At 61.7% G+C, this 18,446-nt stretch carries 9 protein-coding genes and 1 pseudogene; 9 read left to right on the forward strand and 1 reads right to left on the reverse strand.

Annotated elements, in window-relative coordinates:
- Positions 1-6 precede the first annotated feature (6 nt).
- The 5 genes from AOA59_RS20245 to dctM all read left to right on the forward strand — a co-directional run bounded on the left by AOA59_RS20245 (position 7) and on the right by dctM (position 5,361).
- Entirely contained in the window at positions 7-1,200 is a 1,194-nt protein-coding gene (locus AOA59_RS20245) for a CaiB/BaiF CoA-transferase family protein (RefSeq protein WP_099488864.1), read from the forward strand.
- Positions 1,201-1,215: 15 nt separating this feature from the next.
- A complete protein-coding gene (locus AOA59_RS20250) occupies positions 1,216-2,031 on the forward strand; it encodes a CoA ester lyase (protein ID WP_099488865.1) in 816 nt (271 codons plus the stop codon).
- A gap of 240 nt (positions 2,032-2,271) precedes the next feature.
- Positions 2,272-3,255 (forward strand): TRAP transporter substrate-binding protein, encoded by a 984-nt coding sequence (locus tag AOA59_RS20260; protein WP_065931333.1) that lies wholly within the window; start codon positions 2,272-2,274, stop codon positions 3,253-3,255.
- A 193-nt stretch (positions 3,256-3,448) separates the two neighbouring features.
- A complete protein-coding gene (locus AOA59_RS20265) occupies positions 3,449-4,081 on the forward strand; it encodes a TRAP transporter small permease (RefSeq protein ID WP_065931334.1) in 633 nt (210 codons plus the stop codon).
- Positions 4,081-5,361, forward strand: a complete 1,281-nt coding sequence (dctM, locus tag AOA59_RS20270) for a C4-dicarboxylate TRAP transporter large permease protein DctM (RefSeq protein ID WP_065931335.1) — start codon at positions 4,081-4,083, stop codon at positions 5,359-5,361. The genes AOA59_RS20265 and dctM overlap by 1 nt, the downstream gene beginning before the upstream one ends.
- A 119-nt stretch (positions 5,362-5,480) precedes the next feature.
- Here dctM and ampC read toward each other — a convergent pair whose 3' ends face one another.
- Complete coding sequence (gene ampC, locus AOA59_RS20275; protein ID WP_069786371.1) at positions 5,481-6,623, reverse strand: class C beta-lactamase; 1,143 nt, start codon at positions 6,621-6,623, stop codon at positions 5,481-5,483.
- Between the two features lie 131 nt (positions 6,624-6,754).
- Between ampC and AOA59_RS20280 the strand changes: the two genes are divergently transcribed.
- The 4 genes and pseudogenes from AOA59_RS20280 to AOA59_RS20295 all read left to right on the forward strand — a co-directional run.
- Positions 6,755-7,633 carry a LysR family transcriptional regulator gene (locus AOA59_RS20280; protein ID WP_099488867.1) on the forward strand — a complete coding sequence of 293 codons (879 nt, stop codon included), beginning with the start codon at positions 6,755-6,757 and terminating at the stop codon, positions 7,631-7,633.
- A gap of 74 nt (positions 7,634-7,707) precedes the next feature.
- Positions 7,708-8,892, forward strand: coding sequence for a DUF2252 domain-containing protein (locus tag AOA59_RS20285; protein ID WP_065931338.1), 1,185 nt, complete (start codon positions 7,708-7,710; stop codon positions 8,890-8,892).
- 279 nt (positions 8,893-9,171) lie between these two features.
- A pseudogene (locus AOA59_RS20290) lies at positions 9,172-10,883 on the forward strand (ShlB/FhaC/HecB family hemolysin secretion/activation protein).
- Between the two features lie 30 nt (positions 10,884-10,913).
- On the forward strand, positions 10,914-18,446 hold a 7,533-nt coding region (locus AOA59_RS20295), incomplete at its 3' end, for a filamentous hemagglutinin N-terminal domain-containing protein (RefSeq protein WP_099488868.1).

Raw genomic sequence — 18,446 nt, forward strand, 5'->3', positions numbered from 1 at the left:
GGCATCATGACTAATCAACGACCGCTGGACGGCATTACCGTCATCAGCCTGGAGCACGCGATTGCTGCGCCATTCTGCACCCGCCAGTTGGCGGACCTCGGCGCCCGTGTGATCAAGGTCGAACGCCCTGGCGCCGGTGACTTTGCCCGTGGCTATGACGAGCGCGTGCGCGGCCTGGCCTCGCACTTTGTGTGGACCAACCGCTCCAAGGAAAGCCTGACCCTGGACCTCAAGCAGGGCGAGGCCGGCGACATCCTGCAAAGCCTGCTGGCCGATGCCGACGTGCTGGTGCAGAACCTCGCACCCGGCGCGGCAGCGCGCATGGGTCTGTCGTTTGAGGCGCTGCATGAGCGTTTTCCACGGCTGATCGTCTGCGATATTTCCGGCTATGGCGAAGGCGGGCCCTACGAGAAAAAGAAAGCCTACGACCTGCTGATCCAAAGCGAGGGCGGCTTTTTGTCGGTGACCGGTGGCCCGGGTGAAGACCAGATGGCCAAGGCCGGTTGCTCCATCGCCGATATCTCCGCCGGCATGTACGCCTACAGCGGCATCCTCTCGGCGTTGCTGCTGCGCGGAAAAACGGGGCAGGGCAGCCGCATCGACGTAAGCATGCTCGAAAGCCTGGTGGAGTGGATGGGCTACCCGATGTATTACGCCTTCGACGGCGCGCCCCAGCCACCACGGGCCGGGGCGGCGCATTCGACGATCTACCCGTATGGGCCGTTTCCCACCGGCGACGGCGGCACGGTGATGCTCGGCTTGCAGAACGAACGCGAATGGGCGGCGTTCTGCGACAAGGTGCTGCTCACCCCTGAGCTGGCCACCGATGAGCGTTTCTCGGCCAACTTCAAGCGTTCGGCCAACCGTGAGGCGCTGCGCCAGATCATCGTTGACAGCTTTGCGCAGTTGGACGCGCAAGCCGTGATCCAACGCCTGGAAGGCGCGCAGATCGCCAGTGCCAGGGTCAACGACATGCAAGGCGTGTGGGACCACCCGCAGCTCAAGGCGCGTGACAGCTGGCGTGAAGTCCAAAGCCCGGCCGGGCCGCTGCCGTCGCTGTTGCCGCCGGCGCGCAATGCCGCGTTTACCCCGCGCATGGACGCCGTTCCCGCCCTGGGCCAGCACAGCCAGGGCATTCTCGATCAGCTTGGGTTTTCGGCGCACACCATCGACGGCCTGCGCGCACGCGGCGTTATTTAATAGGGAATTCACCTGATGCCAAAGCCTTTAGTTCGTTCGGCCCTGTTTGTGCCCGGCAGCCGCCCGGAGCGGTTTTCCAAAGCCCTGGCCAGCGGCGCCGATGCGGTGATTGTGGATTTTGAAGACGCGGTGGAAGAACCCCTCAAGCGCCAGGCGCGGGATAACCTCGGGGTGTTTTTGCACGCGCACCCACAGGCTCAGGTGTGGGTGCGCATCAATGCACCGGAGCATGCCGAGCATTTTGAGGATGTGGCGTTCTGTAAAGCCCATGCCAATGTGGCGGGCGTGCTGCTGCCGAAGGTGGAAAGCGCAGCCCAGGTTGCCGTGGTGGCGGCTGCCGGCAAGGTGATCTGGCCGATTGTCGAAAGCGCCAGGGGCTTGCTGGCGGTGGCTGAGATTGCCCATGCGCCGCAGGTTGAGCGCCTGTCATTTGGTGGTCTGGATTTGGCCCTGGACCTGAACCTGAGCAGCGGTTCTGCGGCTGCGCAGTTTGCGCTCGACCAGGCACGCCTGGCGTTGATCGTGCATTCGCGCGCCGCCGGTTTGGTGGCGCCGCTGGATGGTGTGCACCCGGCCATCGACGACCCCGAAGGTTTGCGCCGCTCGATCCGTCATGCCTATGAAATGGGCTTTGCCGGGGCGCTGTGTATCCATCCCAAGCAGGTGGCGGTGATTCATGCAGCGCTGGCGCCCAGCGCCGAAGACCTGGCCTGGGCCAGGCGCGTGGTAGAGGCGGGAGCCCATGGGGCCGGGGCTTATCAGATGGATGGGCAGATGGTGGATGCGCCGGTGTTGCTGCGCGCACAAAGGCTGCTGGCCGCCCAACTCTGACTGAAACAACCGTGAGCAAAATGTGGGAGCTGGCTTGCCTGCGATAGCGGTGGGCCCGCCCATGAATCGACTGCCTGACACACCGCCATCGCAGGCAAGCCAGCTCCCACACTCGATCTGCATTGTTCTGAAGTATGGCGTTCGGCCTGGCCGAACGCAGGTATCTACAATTCGAAATTCACTACACGCGTCACATCAGGCACCTTGCCCTATAACACAACAATAAGAAGGTGATTCCCCATGCTCAAGCTTTCTCGGGCGCTGCTGTGCGCCGCCACTTTATTTGCCGCGGGCCTGGCCCAGGCGGCCGACCCGATTGTGATCAAGTTCGCCCACGTGGTCGCCGAAAACACCCCCAAGGGCCAGGGCGCGTTGTTGTTCAAAAAGCTTGCTGAAGAGCGCTTGCCGGGCCGGGTCAAGGTCGAGGTGTACCCCAACTCCTCCCTGTTCGGCGATGGTAAAGAGATGGAAGCGCTATTGTTGGGCGACGTGCAGATGCTGGCACCGTCCCTGGCCAAATTCGAGCAATACACCAAGCAAGTGCAGATCTACGACCTGCCGTTCCTGTTCAATGACCTGGCCGCCGTCGACCGTTTCCAGGCCGCCCAGGGCAAGGCATTGCTGACCTCGATGCAGGACAAGAACATCCTTGGCCTGGCCTATTGGCACAATGGCCTCAAGCAACTTTCCGCCAACAAAGCCCTGCATGAACCCAAGGACGCCCGTGGCCTGAAGTTCCGTGTGCAGGCCTCCAGCGTACTCGAAGAGCAGTTCAAGGCGATCCGCGCCAACCCGCGCAAGATGAGCTTTGCCGAGGTGTACCAAGGCCTGCAGACCGGTACCGTAAATGGCACCGAGAACACCTGGTCCAACTATGAAAGCCAGAAGGTCAACGAGGTGCAGAAGTACTTCACCGAGTCCAACCATGGCCTGATCGACTACATGGTGATCACCAACGCCAAGTTCTGGAACGGCCTGCCGCCGGATGTGCGCACCTCTCTGGAGCAGATCATGGTTGAAGTCACCGTCGAGGTGAACAAACAGGCCGAAGCGTTGAACCAGTCGGCCAGGCAGAAGATCATCGACGCCAAGACCAGCGAAGTCATCGAACTGACCCCGGCGCAACGCCAGCTGTGGCGCGAAGCCATGCGCCCGGTGTGGCAGAAGTTCGAGGGTGAGATTGGCGCCGACCTGATCAAGGCGGCGGACGCCTCCAACCAGTGATTGGGCGACCACCCAAAACTACTGTGGAAAGGGCTGTATGTGGGAGCTGGCTTGCCTGCGATGCAGGCAACTCGGTGTATCTGTAGCGCCGAGTTGATCCCATCGCGGGCAAGCCCGGCTCCCACAGAGGTCCGCTTCCACAGTTTGTTCCGCTTTCCACCCCGACATCATTCCTGCTTCGCGAGGTTTTGCCATGCAAACGCTAAGGCGCGTCTGGGAGCACCTGGAGGAAGGATTTATCGCCTTCCTGCTGGCCGCCATGACCCTGGTGACATTCGTCTACGTCATGCTCAACAACATCTACACGCTGTTTTTTGCCCTGTCTGACAAGTGGGCATGGAGCAGCAGCTTTTTCGGCGCCCTGGGCGACCACACCATGACCTGGGCCCAGGACATGACCTGGAGCGTGGCGCTGACCAAGGCCATGTTCGGCTGGCTGATTTTTTTCGGCATCTCTTACGGCGTGCGCACTGCCGGCCACCTCGGCGTAGACGCGCTGGTCAAGCTGACCAAGCGCCCGGTGCAGCGCCTGCTCGGCATGCTCGCGTGCCTGTGCTGTCTGGCCTACGCCGGGCTGTTCATGGTTGCCAGCTACAAGTGGGTGAGTGCCGTGATGAGCGCGCATATCGGCGCCGAAGACCTCGACCAATACGGCGTGGACGTGGGCGATATCGTGATCATCGTGCCCATCGGTTTTGCCTTGGTGTTTATCCGCTACCTGGAAATTTTCTACCGCATCTTTACCCACCGTCAGGTCGGGTTGGGGCTGGCCGATGAGGCCGCAGAGGCCAGCAAGTTGGCCGGCAGCCATGAGGAGCGTCACTGATGGCCGTGCTCTGTCTGTTTTTGCTGTTGTTCGTGTTTATGTTCCTCGGCGTGCCCATCGCGATTTCCCTGGGGCTGTCCGGCGCGGTGTCGATCCTGATGTTCAGCCAGGACTCGGTGAGTTCGCTGGCCATCAAGCTGTTCGAAACCTCCGACGCCTACACCTTCCTGGCGATTCCATTCTTCCTGCTGTCCGGTGCGTTCATGACCACCGGCGGCGTGGCGCAGCGGCTGATCGACTTTGCCAACGCCTGTGTCGGCCACATTCGTGGCGGCCTGGCGATTGCGGCGGTGCTGGCGTGCATGCTGTTTGCGGCGCTGTCCGGTTCATCACCTGCGACGGTGGCGGCAGTCGGCTCGATTGCCGTGGCGGGCATGGTGCGCTCGGGTTACCCGAAGGAGTTCGGTGCGGGGATCATCTGCAACGCCGGTACCCTGGGCATCCTGATCCCGCCGTCAATCGTGATGGTGGTGTACTCGGCCGCCACTGAAACCTCGGTGGGCAAGTTGTTTATGGCCGGGGTCATTCCCGGATTGCTGTTGGGTCTTATGCTGATGGTCGCGATCTACATCGTCGCGCGCATCAAGAAGCTGCCGGCGCAGCCACGTGCGACCTTCCGTGAGTGGCTGACCTGCGCCCGCCGGGCGTTCTGGGGCTTGCTGTTGCTGGTGATCATCCTGGGCGGCATCTACAGCGGCATGTTCACGCCAACCGAAGCGGCGGCCGTGGCGGCGGTGTATTCGGCGTTTGTCGCGTTGTTTGTGTACAAGGACATGACACTGCGCGACTGCTCCAAGGTACTGCTGGAATCCGGGCGCCTGGCGATCATGCTGATGTTTATCATCGCCAACGCCATGCTCTTTGCCCATGTGCTGACCACCGAGCAAATCCCGCAGGAAATCACCGCCTGGGTAATCTCCGAAGGCCTCACGCCGATCGGCTTTTTGATCATGGTCAACGTGGTGTTGCTGGTGGCCGGCAGCTTTATGGAGCCGTCCGCGATTGTGCTGATCCTGGCGCCGATCTTCTTCCCGATTGCCATGAAGCTGGGCATTGACCCGATTCACCTGGGGATTGTGATGGTGGTGAACATGGAAATCGGCCTGGTGCATCCGCCGGTCGGGCTGAACCTGTTTGTGACTTCGGCGGTGACCGGCTTGACGCTGGGGCAGACGATTCGCGCAGCGTTGCCGTGGCTGATGATCCTGTTGGTGTTCTTGATCATGGTCACGTACTTGCCGTTTATCTCGCTGGCGCTGCCGCACTGGCTTGGCATGTAAGGCGGTCTGAAAGTGTGGGAGCTGGCTTGCCTGCGATAGCGGTTGTTCAGTCAGCCAATTCGGTGACTGATATACCGCCATCGCAGGCAAGCCAGCTCCCACATTTTTTTTGTCAGGTCTTAGTTATCCATCGCGCTCAAGATCCCATAAGCCAACTTCACCCGTTCGGCATTCGGGTAATTGCGGTTAGCCAGAATCACCACCCCCATGTCCTTGCTCGGTACATAAACCACATACGCACCAAAACCGCCGGTTGAGCCGGTTTTGTTGTACAGCACGTTGGCCGGTTGCGGCTGCGCCGGAGTCAGCCAATTAACCTTGTGCGGCTGCATCGCCATCTCGGTCGAGTTGCCATCAAGCAACGCCTGCAGCGTGATCGGGTAGGGGTAGCGCTCCCAGCCCAGGCCCTGGGTCATGCCATTGACCGTGTAGTAACCGGCGTGCGTGGCAGCGATGGCCTGTTGCAGCGGCTTTTCCAGCGTGTCGGGATGCATGTTCGCGATCACATAGCGGGCCAGGTCCTGGCTGCTGGTCTTGATGCCGTAGGCTTCGCTGTCCAGCGCACCGGCGCTGACGCGAACAGGCTTCTGGTTTTTGTCATAACCTTGCGCATATCGACCGGCTTTGCCCGCAGGCACGTTAATGTGGGTATTGCTTAACCCAAGCTTGGGCAGCAGGGTGTTCTCCATGGCCACGTTGAACGGTTGGCCCAGGCTTTGCGCGGCGAGGTAGCCGAACAGGCCGATGCTGGGGTTGGAATACAGGCGTTGTTCACCTGGTGCGTAAGTCGGTTTCCAGTGTTGGTAATAGGCGAGCATGGCGCCCGCATTGTCGGCCGCGTTTGGAAACTGCAGCGGCAGGCCGCCGGGGGTGTAGGTCGCCAGCTGCAACAGGCTGATGCGATCAAACACCGTGCCGGCCAGGGCGGGCTGGTGTTGGCTGGCTTTGTCGGAGAGCTTGATCTTGCCGATGGCCTGGGCATAGCCACCGAGGGTGGCGGTAAACGTTTTACTCACCGAGCCCACCTCAAACAAGGTGTCTTCGTTGACGGGCTGCTGGGTATCCCTGGACGCGACACCGTAGTTAAAGTATTGCACCTTGCCTTTGTTCACCACCGCGACCGACAGGCCGGGGATGCCTTGTTGCTGCATCAGTGGCGCAACGCTGGTGTCGACCACCGTGCGCAAATCGGCGGCTGCCATGCAACTTCCAGATACAATTAGTAAGGCCGGTAGCAGTGATTTTTGTAAGATTTTATTCATGGTGTTTCGCTTCCATGTAAAGGGTGCAGTGACGATCAGAGCCTGCGCAGGCGGGGCAAATCTAGGTGGATTTTGTTCGCTGAGCAAACGATGATATCTCGCATCAGCCATTAGATTATTTAGGGTCAAGCATGCTGCGCTCCCACTTACCGCTCAACGCGTTGCGGGCCTTCGAGGCTTCCGCCCGGCATTTGAGCTTCACCCGCGCCGCCATCGAGTTGTGCGTGACCCAGGCAGCGGTCAGTCACCAGGTCAAAAGCCTGGAGGCGCAACTGAATGTCACCTTGTTCAAGCGCCTGCCACGCGGCCTGATGCTGACCCGCGAAGGCGAAACCCTGCTGCCGGTCGTGCGCGAATCGTTCGACCGTATCGCGCTCACCTTAGGCCAGTTCGAAGGTGGCCATTACCGTGAAGTGCTCACCGTCGGGGCGGTGGGCACTTTCGCCGTCGGCTGGTTGCTGCCGCGCTTGCCGGATTTTCAAAGTCGCTACCCGTTTATCGACCTGCGCTTGTCGACCCACAACAACCGCGTCGACGTCGCCGCCGAAGGCCTCGACTATGCGATCCGCTTCGGCGCCGGTGCCTGGCATGGTACCGAGGCTTGCCAGCTGCTCGAAGCGCCGTTGACCGTGCTGTGCGTGCCGCAGATTGCCGAGCAACTGCACACGCCGGACGACGTGCTCAAGCACACGTTGTTGCGCTCTTACCGAGCCGATGAATGGAACCTGTGGTTCCAGGCGGCCGGGCTGCCGGCCGACACGCCGGTGCCGCGCAGCATTGTGTTCGACTCGTCCCTGGCGATGATGGAGGCCGCGCAGCAAGGCATCGGCGTGGCATTGGCACCGGCGATGATGTTCTCGCGGCAATTGGAGAGTGATGTGATTCGGCAGCCGTTCACCGTGGGCATCAGCACCGGCAGTTATTGGCTGACGCGCTTGCAATCGCGGCCAGAAACCTCGGCCATGGCCGCGTTCAAAGGCTGGTTGAAAGCGCACACCGCCCAGGCTTGAAGTTTTTATTCTTGAAACAAAATGAAACATTTGTGACGGGCCAGCCTCTACCGTACCCCGTACCGAGTGCTTCCATGAAAATTCCGCGCCCCTCTGCCCGCATGCCCCACCTTATCCAACTGCGCAACCTGAAGATGGCGCGCTCGGCCCATGCTTATGTGCGCGGCAGCACGGTGCAGTTTTACGAGTGGTTGCACAGCCAGCCCGGTCGCCGCTTGCCCCATGGCCCGGCGATCTGGATCTGCGGCGATTGCCACGCGGGCAACCTCGGCCCGACGGGTGATACCAAAGGCCGTATCGACATGCATATCCGCGACCTCGACCAGACCGTGATCGGCAACCCGGCCCATGACCTGGTGCGCCTGGCGCTGTCGTTGGCCACCGCCGCACGCGGCTCGGACCTGCCGGGCGTGACCACTGCGCGCATGCTGGAAGAAATGATGGTGGGCTACGAACAAGCCTTTAAAGACAAGCCCGATGAAGTGCCGCCGCGCCCGTCCCAGGTCAAGGCTGGCATGCGCAGCGCGGTAGAGCGCACCTGGAAAAACCTGGCGCGTGAGCGCATCGAAAACGCGCGACCGAGCATCCCGTTGGGCAAGCATTTCTGGTCATTATCACGGGCGGAAAAGAGCGCGCTGGAGAGCGTCTGCGCCTCGGATGAAATCCACCAGTTGGTGACTTCGCTCAAAGGCCGCCCCAAAGACGCCAAGGTTCAATTGCTCGACTCGGCCTATTGGGTCAAGGGCTGCAGTTCCCTTGGCTTGCTGCGTTATGCAGCCTTGTTGGGTGTGGGCGACAAGGACGACCAGGAATACTGCCTGATCGACATCAAGGAAGCCGTCGGCGCCGCCGCGCCCCGGGCGGCACGCGCGAAGATGCCACGCGACAATGGCCGGCGCGTAGTGGAAGGCGCCCGCCAGCTGTCACCGGGCCTGGGCGAGCGCATGCTGGCCACGCGTTTTCTCGATCACGGTTTCTTCATCCGGGAACTGCTACCCCAGGACATGAAACTGGAACTGGACGAATTGAGCGAGATCGACGCCATGCACGCCGCCGGTTACCTGGCCCGCGTGGTCGGTATCGCCCATGCCCGGCAGATGGACCGCGATACGCGCAAGGATTGGATGGAGGTGTTGCAGGAAAACCGCTCTAAACAACTAGATGCGCCCTCGTGGTTATGGACCAGTGTGGTGCAGTTGGTGGGCAGCCATGAGCAGGGGTATCTCAACCATTGTCGGCGGTATGCGTTGGAGCACTAAAAGAAGCGTATGAAAGATGCGGCTATTTATGACGTTAAGAAGATTCTGCTATTGCTTAGGAATTTTCCTAGTTGACTAGTCGCAATCTTGAGAGTGTCAAGTGAATGTCTGCTGCCACTTGTCGGAAAGATAACCTGTCAGAGCCGCGGATATTCATTTTATTCGCATATATATCGATAAGTTAGTTGTTGATTTGTGATGGTTTTATGACTTGCCGGAATGTTGGCATATTCAAGGTTCGATGATAGCTTCCCGCCTTCAATTATCGACGGATCGAATATGCACTTGTCCACGCCATGGATTCGGCCATTACTGTGCCTGACAGTGTTGTGCCTCAGCGCCCACAACAGCGCCTTCGCTGCGACTAATCCGGGTGACCAGGACCTGATCGCGACCGGCAAAACCGCCTGCTGGAAGAGCAGCAGCGACGCCTTGAAGAACTCAAGGAACTGCCCGGCAAACAGGTAAAACCGGTGGCTCCCGCCACCCCGGTTGATAGCCGTTGCTTCCCCATCCAGCACATTGAACTCAAGGGCGCCGACACCTTGTCTGCCGATGAGCGCGAGCGCCTGGTCAAGTCTTATGTGAATCAGTGCCTGGGGGTTTCCCAGCTGAATGAATTGCTCAAGCGCGTGACCGACTATTACATCAACAAAGGCCTGGTCACCAGCCGTGCCTACTTGCCGCAACAAGACCTGTCCAGCGGTCGTCTGCAAGTATTGGTGGTGGAAGGCAAGCTGGAGGGGGTTAAAGGCGCCGACAACAGCAAACTGTCCGAGCGCGAACTGGCCATGGCCTTTCCCGGCCATAGCGGCGACTTGCTCAATCTGCGAGAAGTCGAGCAGGCCATCGATCAGCTTAATCGGTTGCCGTCCAACCAGGCGCAAATGGAACTGGCCCCTGGCAGCGAAGTGGGCGGCAGCACCGTGTTGGTCAAGAACAACCCGCAGAAACCTTGGCGTGCCAGCCTGTCGCGCAATAACGATGGGCAGCGCAGCACTGGCGAGCAGCAGTGGGGCACCGGCTTTGAGTGGGACAGCCCGCTCCGCCTGGCCGATCAACTGGTGCTGCGCGGCGGCCATGACGCGATCAGCGACCATCAAAAAACCTCTAAAAACGCCATGCTCTACTACAACGTGCCGTGGGGTTGGTGGAACTTCAGCTACAGCTACAACCAGAGCGATTACCGCTCGGTGGCCCAGGGCGATGGCTTTGATTTCAAGCAAACCGGCGACAGCCAAAACCACCAGCTGCGCGCCGAGCGGGTGATCCACCGCGACGCCCTGAGCAAAACCTCGGTGAACGTGGGCCTGGCCCATTTGCGCACCAACAACTACATCAACGACAGCCACCTCAAAGAGAGCAGCAACCGCCTCAGTGAGTTGCAGCTGGGCATCAACCACGGGCGCCGAATTGGCAGCGCCTTCGTCAACCTCGACGTCGGCATGCAGAACGTCACCGGCGCGTTCGACGCCCAGGGCAATCACAACCCCGGCCCGGGCGTGCCGGATGCGCGCTACCGCAAATACACCGCCACCGTCAGCTACCTGCAACCGTTCAGGCTGTGGGGCGAGTCCTTCAGTTTCACCAGCCTGGCCACCGGCCAACGCAGTGAAGACGTGCTGTTCAGCCCGCAGCGCATGAGCCTCGGCGGTTCCTCGTCGGTACGCGGTTACAAGGACCAGCAACTCAATGGCGACAGCGGCGGCTACTGGCGCAACGACCTGCGCTGGAGTCGCCCGGTGACGCTGGGTTGGCTGCGCCCGGTGTTCGGTGAATACGGCGCCAGTGTCGGCTATGACCAGGGCGTGATTCGCAATGCGCGCTACAACGGCGAGGTACACGGCCGGGTCTCGAGCAACTCGCTGGAGTTGTTTGCCCGAGGCCAATACGTGAGCACCAGCGTGACCTTTGCCCACTCGCTGGAACGACCGGCCACGCTGCTTGAGCGCGAAGCGCCGATCTACTTCCGCATGGATTTTTTCCTCTAATTCAACGCCCCGTTGCATCGAGAATTTGAAATGGATGTTCGCCAGTTTGCCTTCCTTGTTCGCCAGCCTTCGGCTGCCCTGAAAAGCCGTGACGCGTTCCTGGGCCTGCCCAAACGTGGCCTGGCCCTGATTTTGGCCAATGCGCTGTTCTGGCAGCCATTGCTGGCCCAGGCCGAAGGCATTGTGGTCAGCGCCCCCGGCACCAGCGTCGGCCAGGCCGGTAATGGCGTGCCGGTGGTGAACATCGCCGCGCCCAACGGCAGTGGTTTGTCCCACAACCAGTTCAAGGACTACAACGTCGGCGCCAACGGGCTGATCCTCAACAACGCGACCTCCACCACGCAGTCAACCCAGTTGGGCGGGATCATCCTCGGCAACCCCAACCTGCAGGGCCGCGCGGCCAATATCATCCTCAACGAAGTCAACGGCGGCAGCCCCAGCCAGTTGCGGGGCTACACCGAAGTGGCGGGGCAGTCGGCCAAGGTCATCGTGGCCAATCCTTACGGCATCACGTGCAGCGGCTGCGGTTTCATCAATACGCCGAATGTGACCCTGACCACCGGCAAACCGGTGCTCGACAACGGCCGCCTGGACCGTTACCAGGTCGATGGCGGCGCCGTGACCATCGACGGCCAGGGCTTGAACGCCAGCAACGTCGACCGCTTCGAAATCATTACCCGCTCGGCCAAGATTAATGCGCAGATCAATGCGCGCAACTTGACCGTGGTTGCCGGGCGTAACGACGTTAACGCCCAGACCTTGAATGCGACGGCACGTGCCGATGACGGCAGCGCCAAGCCTGAATTGGCGATCGACTCGTCGGCATTGGGCGGCATGTACGCCGGTGCGATCAAGCTGGTGGGCACTGAGGCTGGTGTGGGCGTGAAGCTCGACGGCACACTGGCAGCCAGTGGTGGCGATATTCAGCTGGATGCCAACGGCCATTTGAGCCTGGCGCAGACAGCGGCCACCGGCAACATCAACGTCACCGCGCAGAGCGTCAGCCTGACCGACAAGGTCTACGCCGGTAACAATGTGCAGGTCACCAGCGCCCAGGCACTGATCAACCAGAAGAGCCTCGCCGCCCGCGACAGCATCACCCTGGCCAGCAATGGCCAGGTCACCAACAACGGGATCATCGAAGCGGGCGTCAACGCCGATGAAACGCGCAATGCCAACGGCGATGTCAGCGTGTCTGCGGGCAGCCTTAAAAATACCCAAAGCGTGGTTGCCAGCCGCACCCTGACGGTAACTGCGGCACAAAAACTGGATAACCAAAACGCCACGTTGAGCGGCGCTAGCGCGGTGGTTAATGCCGGCCAGGTCGATAACCAGGGCGGTCGTGTGCTTGGCTTCAAGGACTTGACGCTTAACGCAAGCCAGCTGGGCAATGACAACGGTTTGGTCGCCGGACAGGAACAGGCCCGTGTTACCGCCGGCACGCTGAGCAACCGCGCAGGCGAAATCTCCGCCAACCAAACCAGCGTTACCACCACGACCCTGGATAACCGTGCCGGCAAACTGCTGGGCGCCCACCTCAATGTGCTCGCCAGCGGCGCGATCGACAACCGCTTGGGGATCTTCTCGGCCACCAGCCTGCTGACCCTGCAGGCCGCCAGCCTGGACAACAGCGGCCAAGGCACCGTCGCGAGCCAGGGCAACCTGACCGCGAACATCGGCGGGCTGTTCGATAACCACAATCAAGGCAACCTGGTCAGCCAGGGCGCCCAACAGGTCAGTGTCGGCCAACTCAACAACGCCCAGGCCGGGCTGGTATCGAGTAAAAACACCCTGGTACTGCACGGCGATACCCTGGCCAACCAAGGCGGCCTGGTGATTGCCGACGGGGCAATGACCCTCACAGGCGGCAGCGTCGACAACAGCCAGCAAGGCGTGATCAGCAGCAAGGCCAATACCCGCGTCGAACTCGCCAGCCTCAACAACAGCACTGGCGGCCGACTGAGCAGCGACGGCGGCCTGATCCTCAGCGCCAGTCAAATCGAAAACGGCGCCGGCCGGATCAGCGCCAAGGGTGACCTGCTGGCAACCGTCGGCGTGCTCAACCAACAAGCCGGCGAATTGGTCAGCGAAGGCGTGCTGAGCTTTACCGGCACCGCCCTGGATAACCGTAACGGTGGCCTCATCGCAGCCACCCGTGGCGTCGACCTGTACAGCCCGAGCATTCTCAACCAGCAAGGTGAAATCTCCAGCCAGGCCCGCGTGCGGCTGGGTGCCGATCAACTCACCAACAGTGGTGGCAAGGTCATTGGTGACGGCGGCCTGGTGCTCACCGTGCAACGCCTGCTCAACCAGAACAAAGGCCTGTTGGCGGCGCGCCAAGGCCTGGAATTGAACGGCGGGCAACTGGACAACAGCCTGGGCGGCCGCGTGATCAGCCAAACGGGCGTGAACATCAACCTGAGCGGCGATCTGCTTAACCAAGGGCAGGGCGTGCTACTCAGTGACGGCGCGTTAACCCTCAATGCTGGCACCCTGAACAACAGCCAGGCCGGTGTGATCAGCGCCAAGCAACAGCTTGACCTGCGCAGCGCGGGCCTTAACAACAGCCAGCGCGGCAGTATCAGCAGTGACGCCGGGATCCTGCTTAAAACCGGGCAACTGGACAACAGCCAGCAAGGCTCGATCTTCGCCAAGTCCGCGCTGCAGGCAAACCTTACCGGGCTGGACCAGCATGACCACGGCGAACTGGTCAGCAATACCAGCATCGACCTGGACCTGAACCACGGGCAACTGATCAACCGTGACCACGGCCTGATTGCCACGCCCGGCCAATTACTGCTGCGCAACCTCGGCAGCGTCGACAACAGCCAGGGCGGCGAGCTTTCCAGCACGCAATCCTTTGCGTTGGTGGCCGACACGCTGAACAACCGTGGCGGCAAAGTCATCAGTGGCGACAGCTTGCAGGTGCGCATCGCCCAGGCGATGGATAACAGCGTCGAAGGCGTGGTGTCGGCCAAGAACCTCTTGCAGGTGACGGCGGGCAGCCTTGACAACCAGGCCGGTGGTGCGATTGCCAGCCGTGGCGCTGTGGACCTCAAGGTCGCTGGCGCTTTGGACAACCGTAATCAGGGCCTGATCAGCGCGGCGACCACGCTGGATGCAACGGCGGGCGCATTGAACAACAGCGACAAAGGCCGGCTCTCGGCCGGCACTCGCCAAACCCTCAGCACCGGGGCGCTGGATAACAGCCAGGGTGGGCAACTGGTCAGCGATGGCAACCTTACGCTGACGGCGGCCGATGTCAGCAACCGCAACGGCGTGATCGGCAGCCAGCAGGCCTTGAGCCTGAGCGTCGCCAACCTCGACAACACGGCGGGCCTGATCAACAGCCAGGGCGACCTCAGCCTGGCGGGGCAGCGTGTGGACTCAAGCCTCGGCGGTGAAATCTCGGCCAAGGGCAACCTGCAACTGGTGGTGCAACAGCTGATCCAGCGCCAGGGCCGCCTGATCGGCGAACGCGCTGTGGCGCTCGACCTGCAAGGCGGCGACCTCGACAACAGTGCCGGCCTGATCAGCGCCAAAGGGCCGCTGAGCTTTGCGCGCCTGGCCAACCTCACCAACCGCGAACAAGGCGAAATCTCCAGCAATATCGGATTCAGCGTGGCGGCCCAGCGTATCGACAACAGTGATCGCGGGGTCATCCTCAGCACCGATCAACTGCGCGTTGAGGCGAACACCCTGATCAACGCCAACAAAGGCCTGATCTCCGGCTGGAACGGTTTGACCGTGGCCGGCGGCAGCCTCGACAACAGCGCCGAAGGCACGCTGTCGAGCAAAAACGGCAGCCTGCACGCCAACCTCAGCGGCGCCCTCGATAACCACGCGGCGGGCGCCCTGGTGAGCCAGGGCCTGCAAACCCTCAGCGCGGCGAGCCTCAACAACGCCCAAGGCATCATCTCCAGTCAGGGCGATGTGGGCCTCAGCATTGCCGGGCGCCTGGATAACAGCAACAACGGCTTGATTTCCTCCAGCCAATCGCTGGGTTTGAACCACGCCCAAAGCCAGATCCTCAACCGTGGCGGCCAGATCAGCGCGGCCAACATCAACCTGACCGGCCAGAGCCTGGACAACAGCGGCGGCCAACTGATCAGCCAGGGCAGCCTGCAAGGCACCCTCAGCGGTGCACTGATCAACGCCAACAATGCGCGCCTGGCCAGTGGCGGCGCGTTGCTGCTCAACGCCGCCAGCCTCGACAACCGTGGCGGCCAACTGGTCAGCCAAAACCGGCTCGACCTGACCCTCGCCAACGGCGATTTGAACAACAGCGGCAAAGGCACCCTCGCCAGCCAGCAGGACCTGCTGATCAAACTGCTGGCCGGTGACGTCAACAACCAGCAAGACGGCCTGATCTACAGCCAGAAGGGCAAGCTTGAGCTTGCCGCACGCACCCTCGACAACCAGCAGGGCACCTTACAAAGCCAGACCGACAACCTGCTGCGTCTGAGCGGCGCCCTCAACAACCAGGGCGGCCGGGTCGACAGCCTCAGCGGCAACCTGGACCTGAACGCGGCCAATGTGGCCAACACCCGCGGCGGCATCCTCAACAGCGGCAAAGGCTGGATCAAACTGGTCAGTGGCCTGTTCGACAACGGCGGCGGTATCACCCAGGCGCAATCGCTGGATATCGACGCCATGGGCGGTTTGCTCAACCAACTGGGGCACCTGTCGGCCCTGGGCGGTGAAAACCGCATTGTCACCAGCAGCCTGAATAACCAGGGCGGCGGCGTGTATGCCAACACCTTGCTCAAGGTCACGGCCGCAGATTTCGATAACCAGGGCACGGCGGCCAACAACGGCGGCAAGGTCGGCGCCCGCAACATCGACTTCGGCCTGACCGGCACCTTGAGCAACCGCTTCGGCCTGATCGAAAGTGACGACACCCTGCGCCTTGCCGCGCAAACCCTCAACAATGCCGGGGGCAACCTGCGCGCCATGGGCCGCGTGGGCAACACCGATATCAGCGTGTCGGGCCTGTTCGATAACCGCTTCGGCGCGCTGGAAAGTGCCAACGAAAATCTCAACCTGCAAGCCGGCAACCTCGACAACAACGGTGGCCGCATCGTGCACACCGGCAGCGGCAAATTCGACCTGACGTCTGATCAAGTCACCCGCGCCGGCGGCAGCTTTGTTACCAACGGCCAGCTGGACATCAAGGCAGCGAGTTGGACCAACAGCAGCGTGATCCAGGCCGGGCGCCTGAACCTCGACATCGGCCAATTCACCCAGACCGCCAGCGGCCAGTTGTTGGGCGCACAAAGCCTGACCGGCACGGGCGACACCTGGACCAACAACGGCCTGCTGGCCAGTGACGGCAGCCTCAACCTCACGCTCAGCGGCGGCTACAGCGGCAAGGGCCGGGTCAGCAGCCTCGGCGCCATGACCCTCACCAGCGCCAGCATGGACCTGGGCGAAAACGCCCGCATTGCCGGCGGCGCGGTCACCCAGGTCAACAGCAGCACCCTGAACAACCACGGGCGCCTGACCGCCCTCGGTGACCTCACGGTAAACGCCACCACCCTGAACAACTACGGCACTTTGGGCGGCGCGGAAAAAGTCCGCCTCAACGCCACCCACCTGCTCAACGACAGGGGCCTGCTGTTCAGCGGCAGCGACATGACCTTGCGCGCCAACGATGTGCGCAACAACTACGGCGACGTCTACAGCCTCGGCGGCCTGGACATTGCCCGCGACGATGCGGGCGCGCGCAGCAGCCTGATCGAAAACGTCTCCGGCAGCCTGGAAAGCGCCGGCAACATGCGCCTGCTGGCCGACACCCTGAGCAACCGCCGCGACCAGTTCAGCACGCAAAAGAAACTGGTTTCGGGCAACCTCAATATCTATTCCAACGACTTCTGCAAAGGCAAAGGCTGCGAGCTGTACTTCACCTCCGTAGAGAAATACGAAGACGTGCTGGTCGGCAGCTCGACCTCGGCGTTCATCAACGCCGGTGGCGACCTGACCGTCGGCAGCCAGACCTTCGATAACCTCTACAGCTCGGTGTCTGCCGCCAGGAACATCCTGATCAACACCGACGTGCTGACCAACCGTGGCGCGGCCGGCGGTGAAGAAGTGCACCTGAATTCGGGCTTTTATACCCGTGACCGCAGCTTCTACAACACCTTCATGGAGCGCCAGAACCAGTTCAACGTCTATAACAACCCCAACTCCGGCGACTACCGCCCAGGTGAGATGACCCTGGCCAAGATCATGGCCGGCATTGGTAACTTTTACGAAACCAGCACCTACGTGGTGCCGACTGCCGGCAGCGTTATTGCCCAGGCGGTGATCCAGGCGGCCGGCTCGGTGACGGTCAACGCCACGCAAAAAATCGACAACAGCGTGATTCGCCCCAACGCCACCGACATCAAGGCCCCGGTGCAAAACCACGACACCAACTCCGACGTGTTCGCCTCCACGGTGAAACCGGCGATTACCGCGCAACTGCCGCCAGACCTGGCCCAGCGCCAGGTCAACCCGGCCACCTTGCCCGGCTTCAGCCTGCCCACCGGCCAGAACGGCCTGTTCCGTTTGAGCGGCCAACAGGCCAAGGCGGACAGCGCCGCCAGCGCCTCCACGGGCACTGGCGACTTCAGCGTCGGCGGCCGCCAGATCGCCGGCAAAGACCGCGAAAAACCGCTGGACTACAGCGCCGTGCAAGAGCGTGGTTTCAGCGTCGATGGCCAGCCACTCAGCGGCGCGGTCACTGGCCAAGGCACGCTGAACCTGGACAGCCGCGCGCCGTCGGTAACCCGCGTGCAAGGGCTGCCGCAAATCGCCGCGGTCGACAACAGCCAAAAATACCTGATCGAAACCAACCCGGCGCTCACCGACCTCAAGCAGTTCATGAGCTCCGATTACCTGCTGGGCAAACTGGGCTACAACCCTGATACCGCCTGGAAACGCCTGGGCGATGGTCTCTATGAGCAACGGCTGATCCGCGAAGCCGTGGTGGCCCGCACCGGCCAGCGCTACATCGATGGCATCGCCAGTGACGACGCGCTGTTCCGTTACCTGATGGACAACGCCATCAGCTACAAGGACTCGCTCAAGCTGCAACTCGGGGTATCGCTGACCGCCGAACAAGTCGCCGCGCTGACCCACGACATCGTGTGGATGGAAGAAGCCGAGGTCAACGGCCAAAAAGTCCTCACCCCAGTGCTCTACCTCGCCCAGGCCAACAACCGCCTGGCGCCCAACGGCGCACTGATCCAGGGCCAGGACGTAAGCCTGATCACCGGCGGCGACCTGCACAACAGCGGCACCCTGCGCGCCACCAACAACCTCAACATGGTCGCCGGCAACATCGACAACAGCGGCCTGATGCAAGCCGGCAACCGCCTGGAAATGCTCGCTACCGACTCGATCCGCAACACCCGTGGCGGCATCATCAACGCTCGCGACATCAGCGCCACCGCCGTGACCGGCGACATCCTCAATGAGCGCACCGTCACCACCTTCAAGCAAGAAGGCGAGGGCTACCAACTGCGCAACGACGTGGCCAGCGACGCCTCGCGCTTCGAAGCCACCGACACCCTCAAGCTC

The sequence above is a fragment of the Pseudomonas sp. 2822-15 genome (genome assembly GCF_002742515.1).
Taxonomy (GTDB): Bacteria; Pseudomonadota; Gammaproteobacteria; order Pseudomonadales; family Pseudomonadaceae; genus Aquipseudomonas; species Aquipseudomonas salomonii.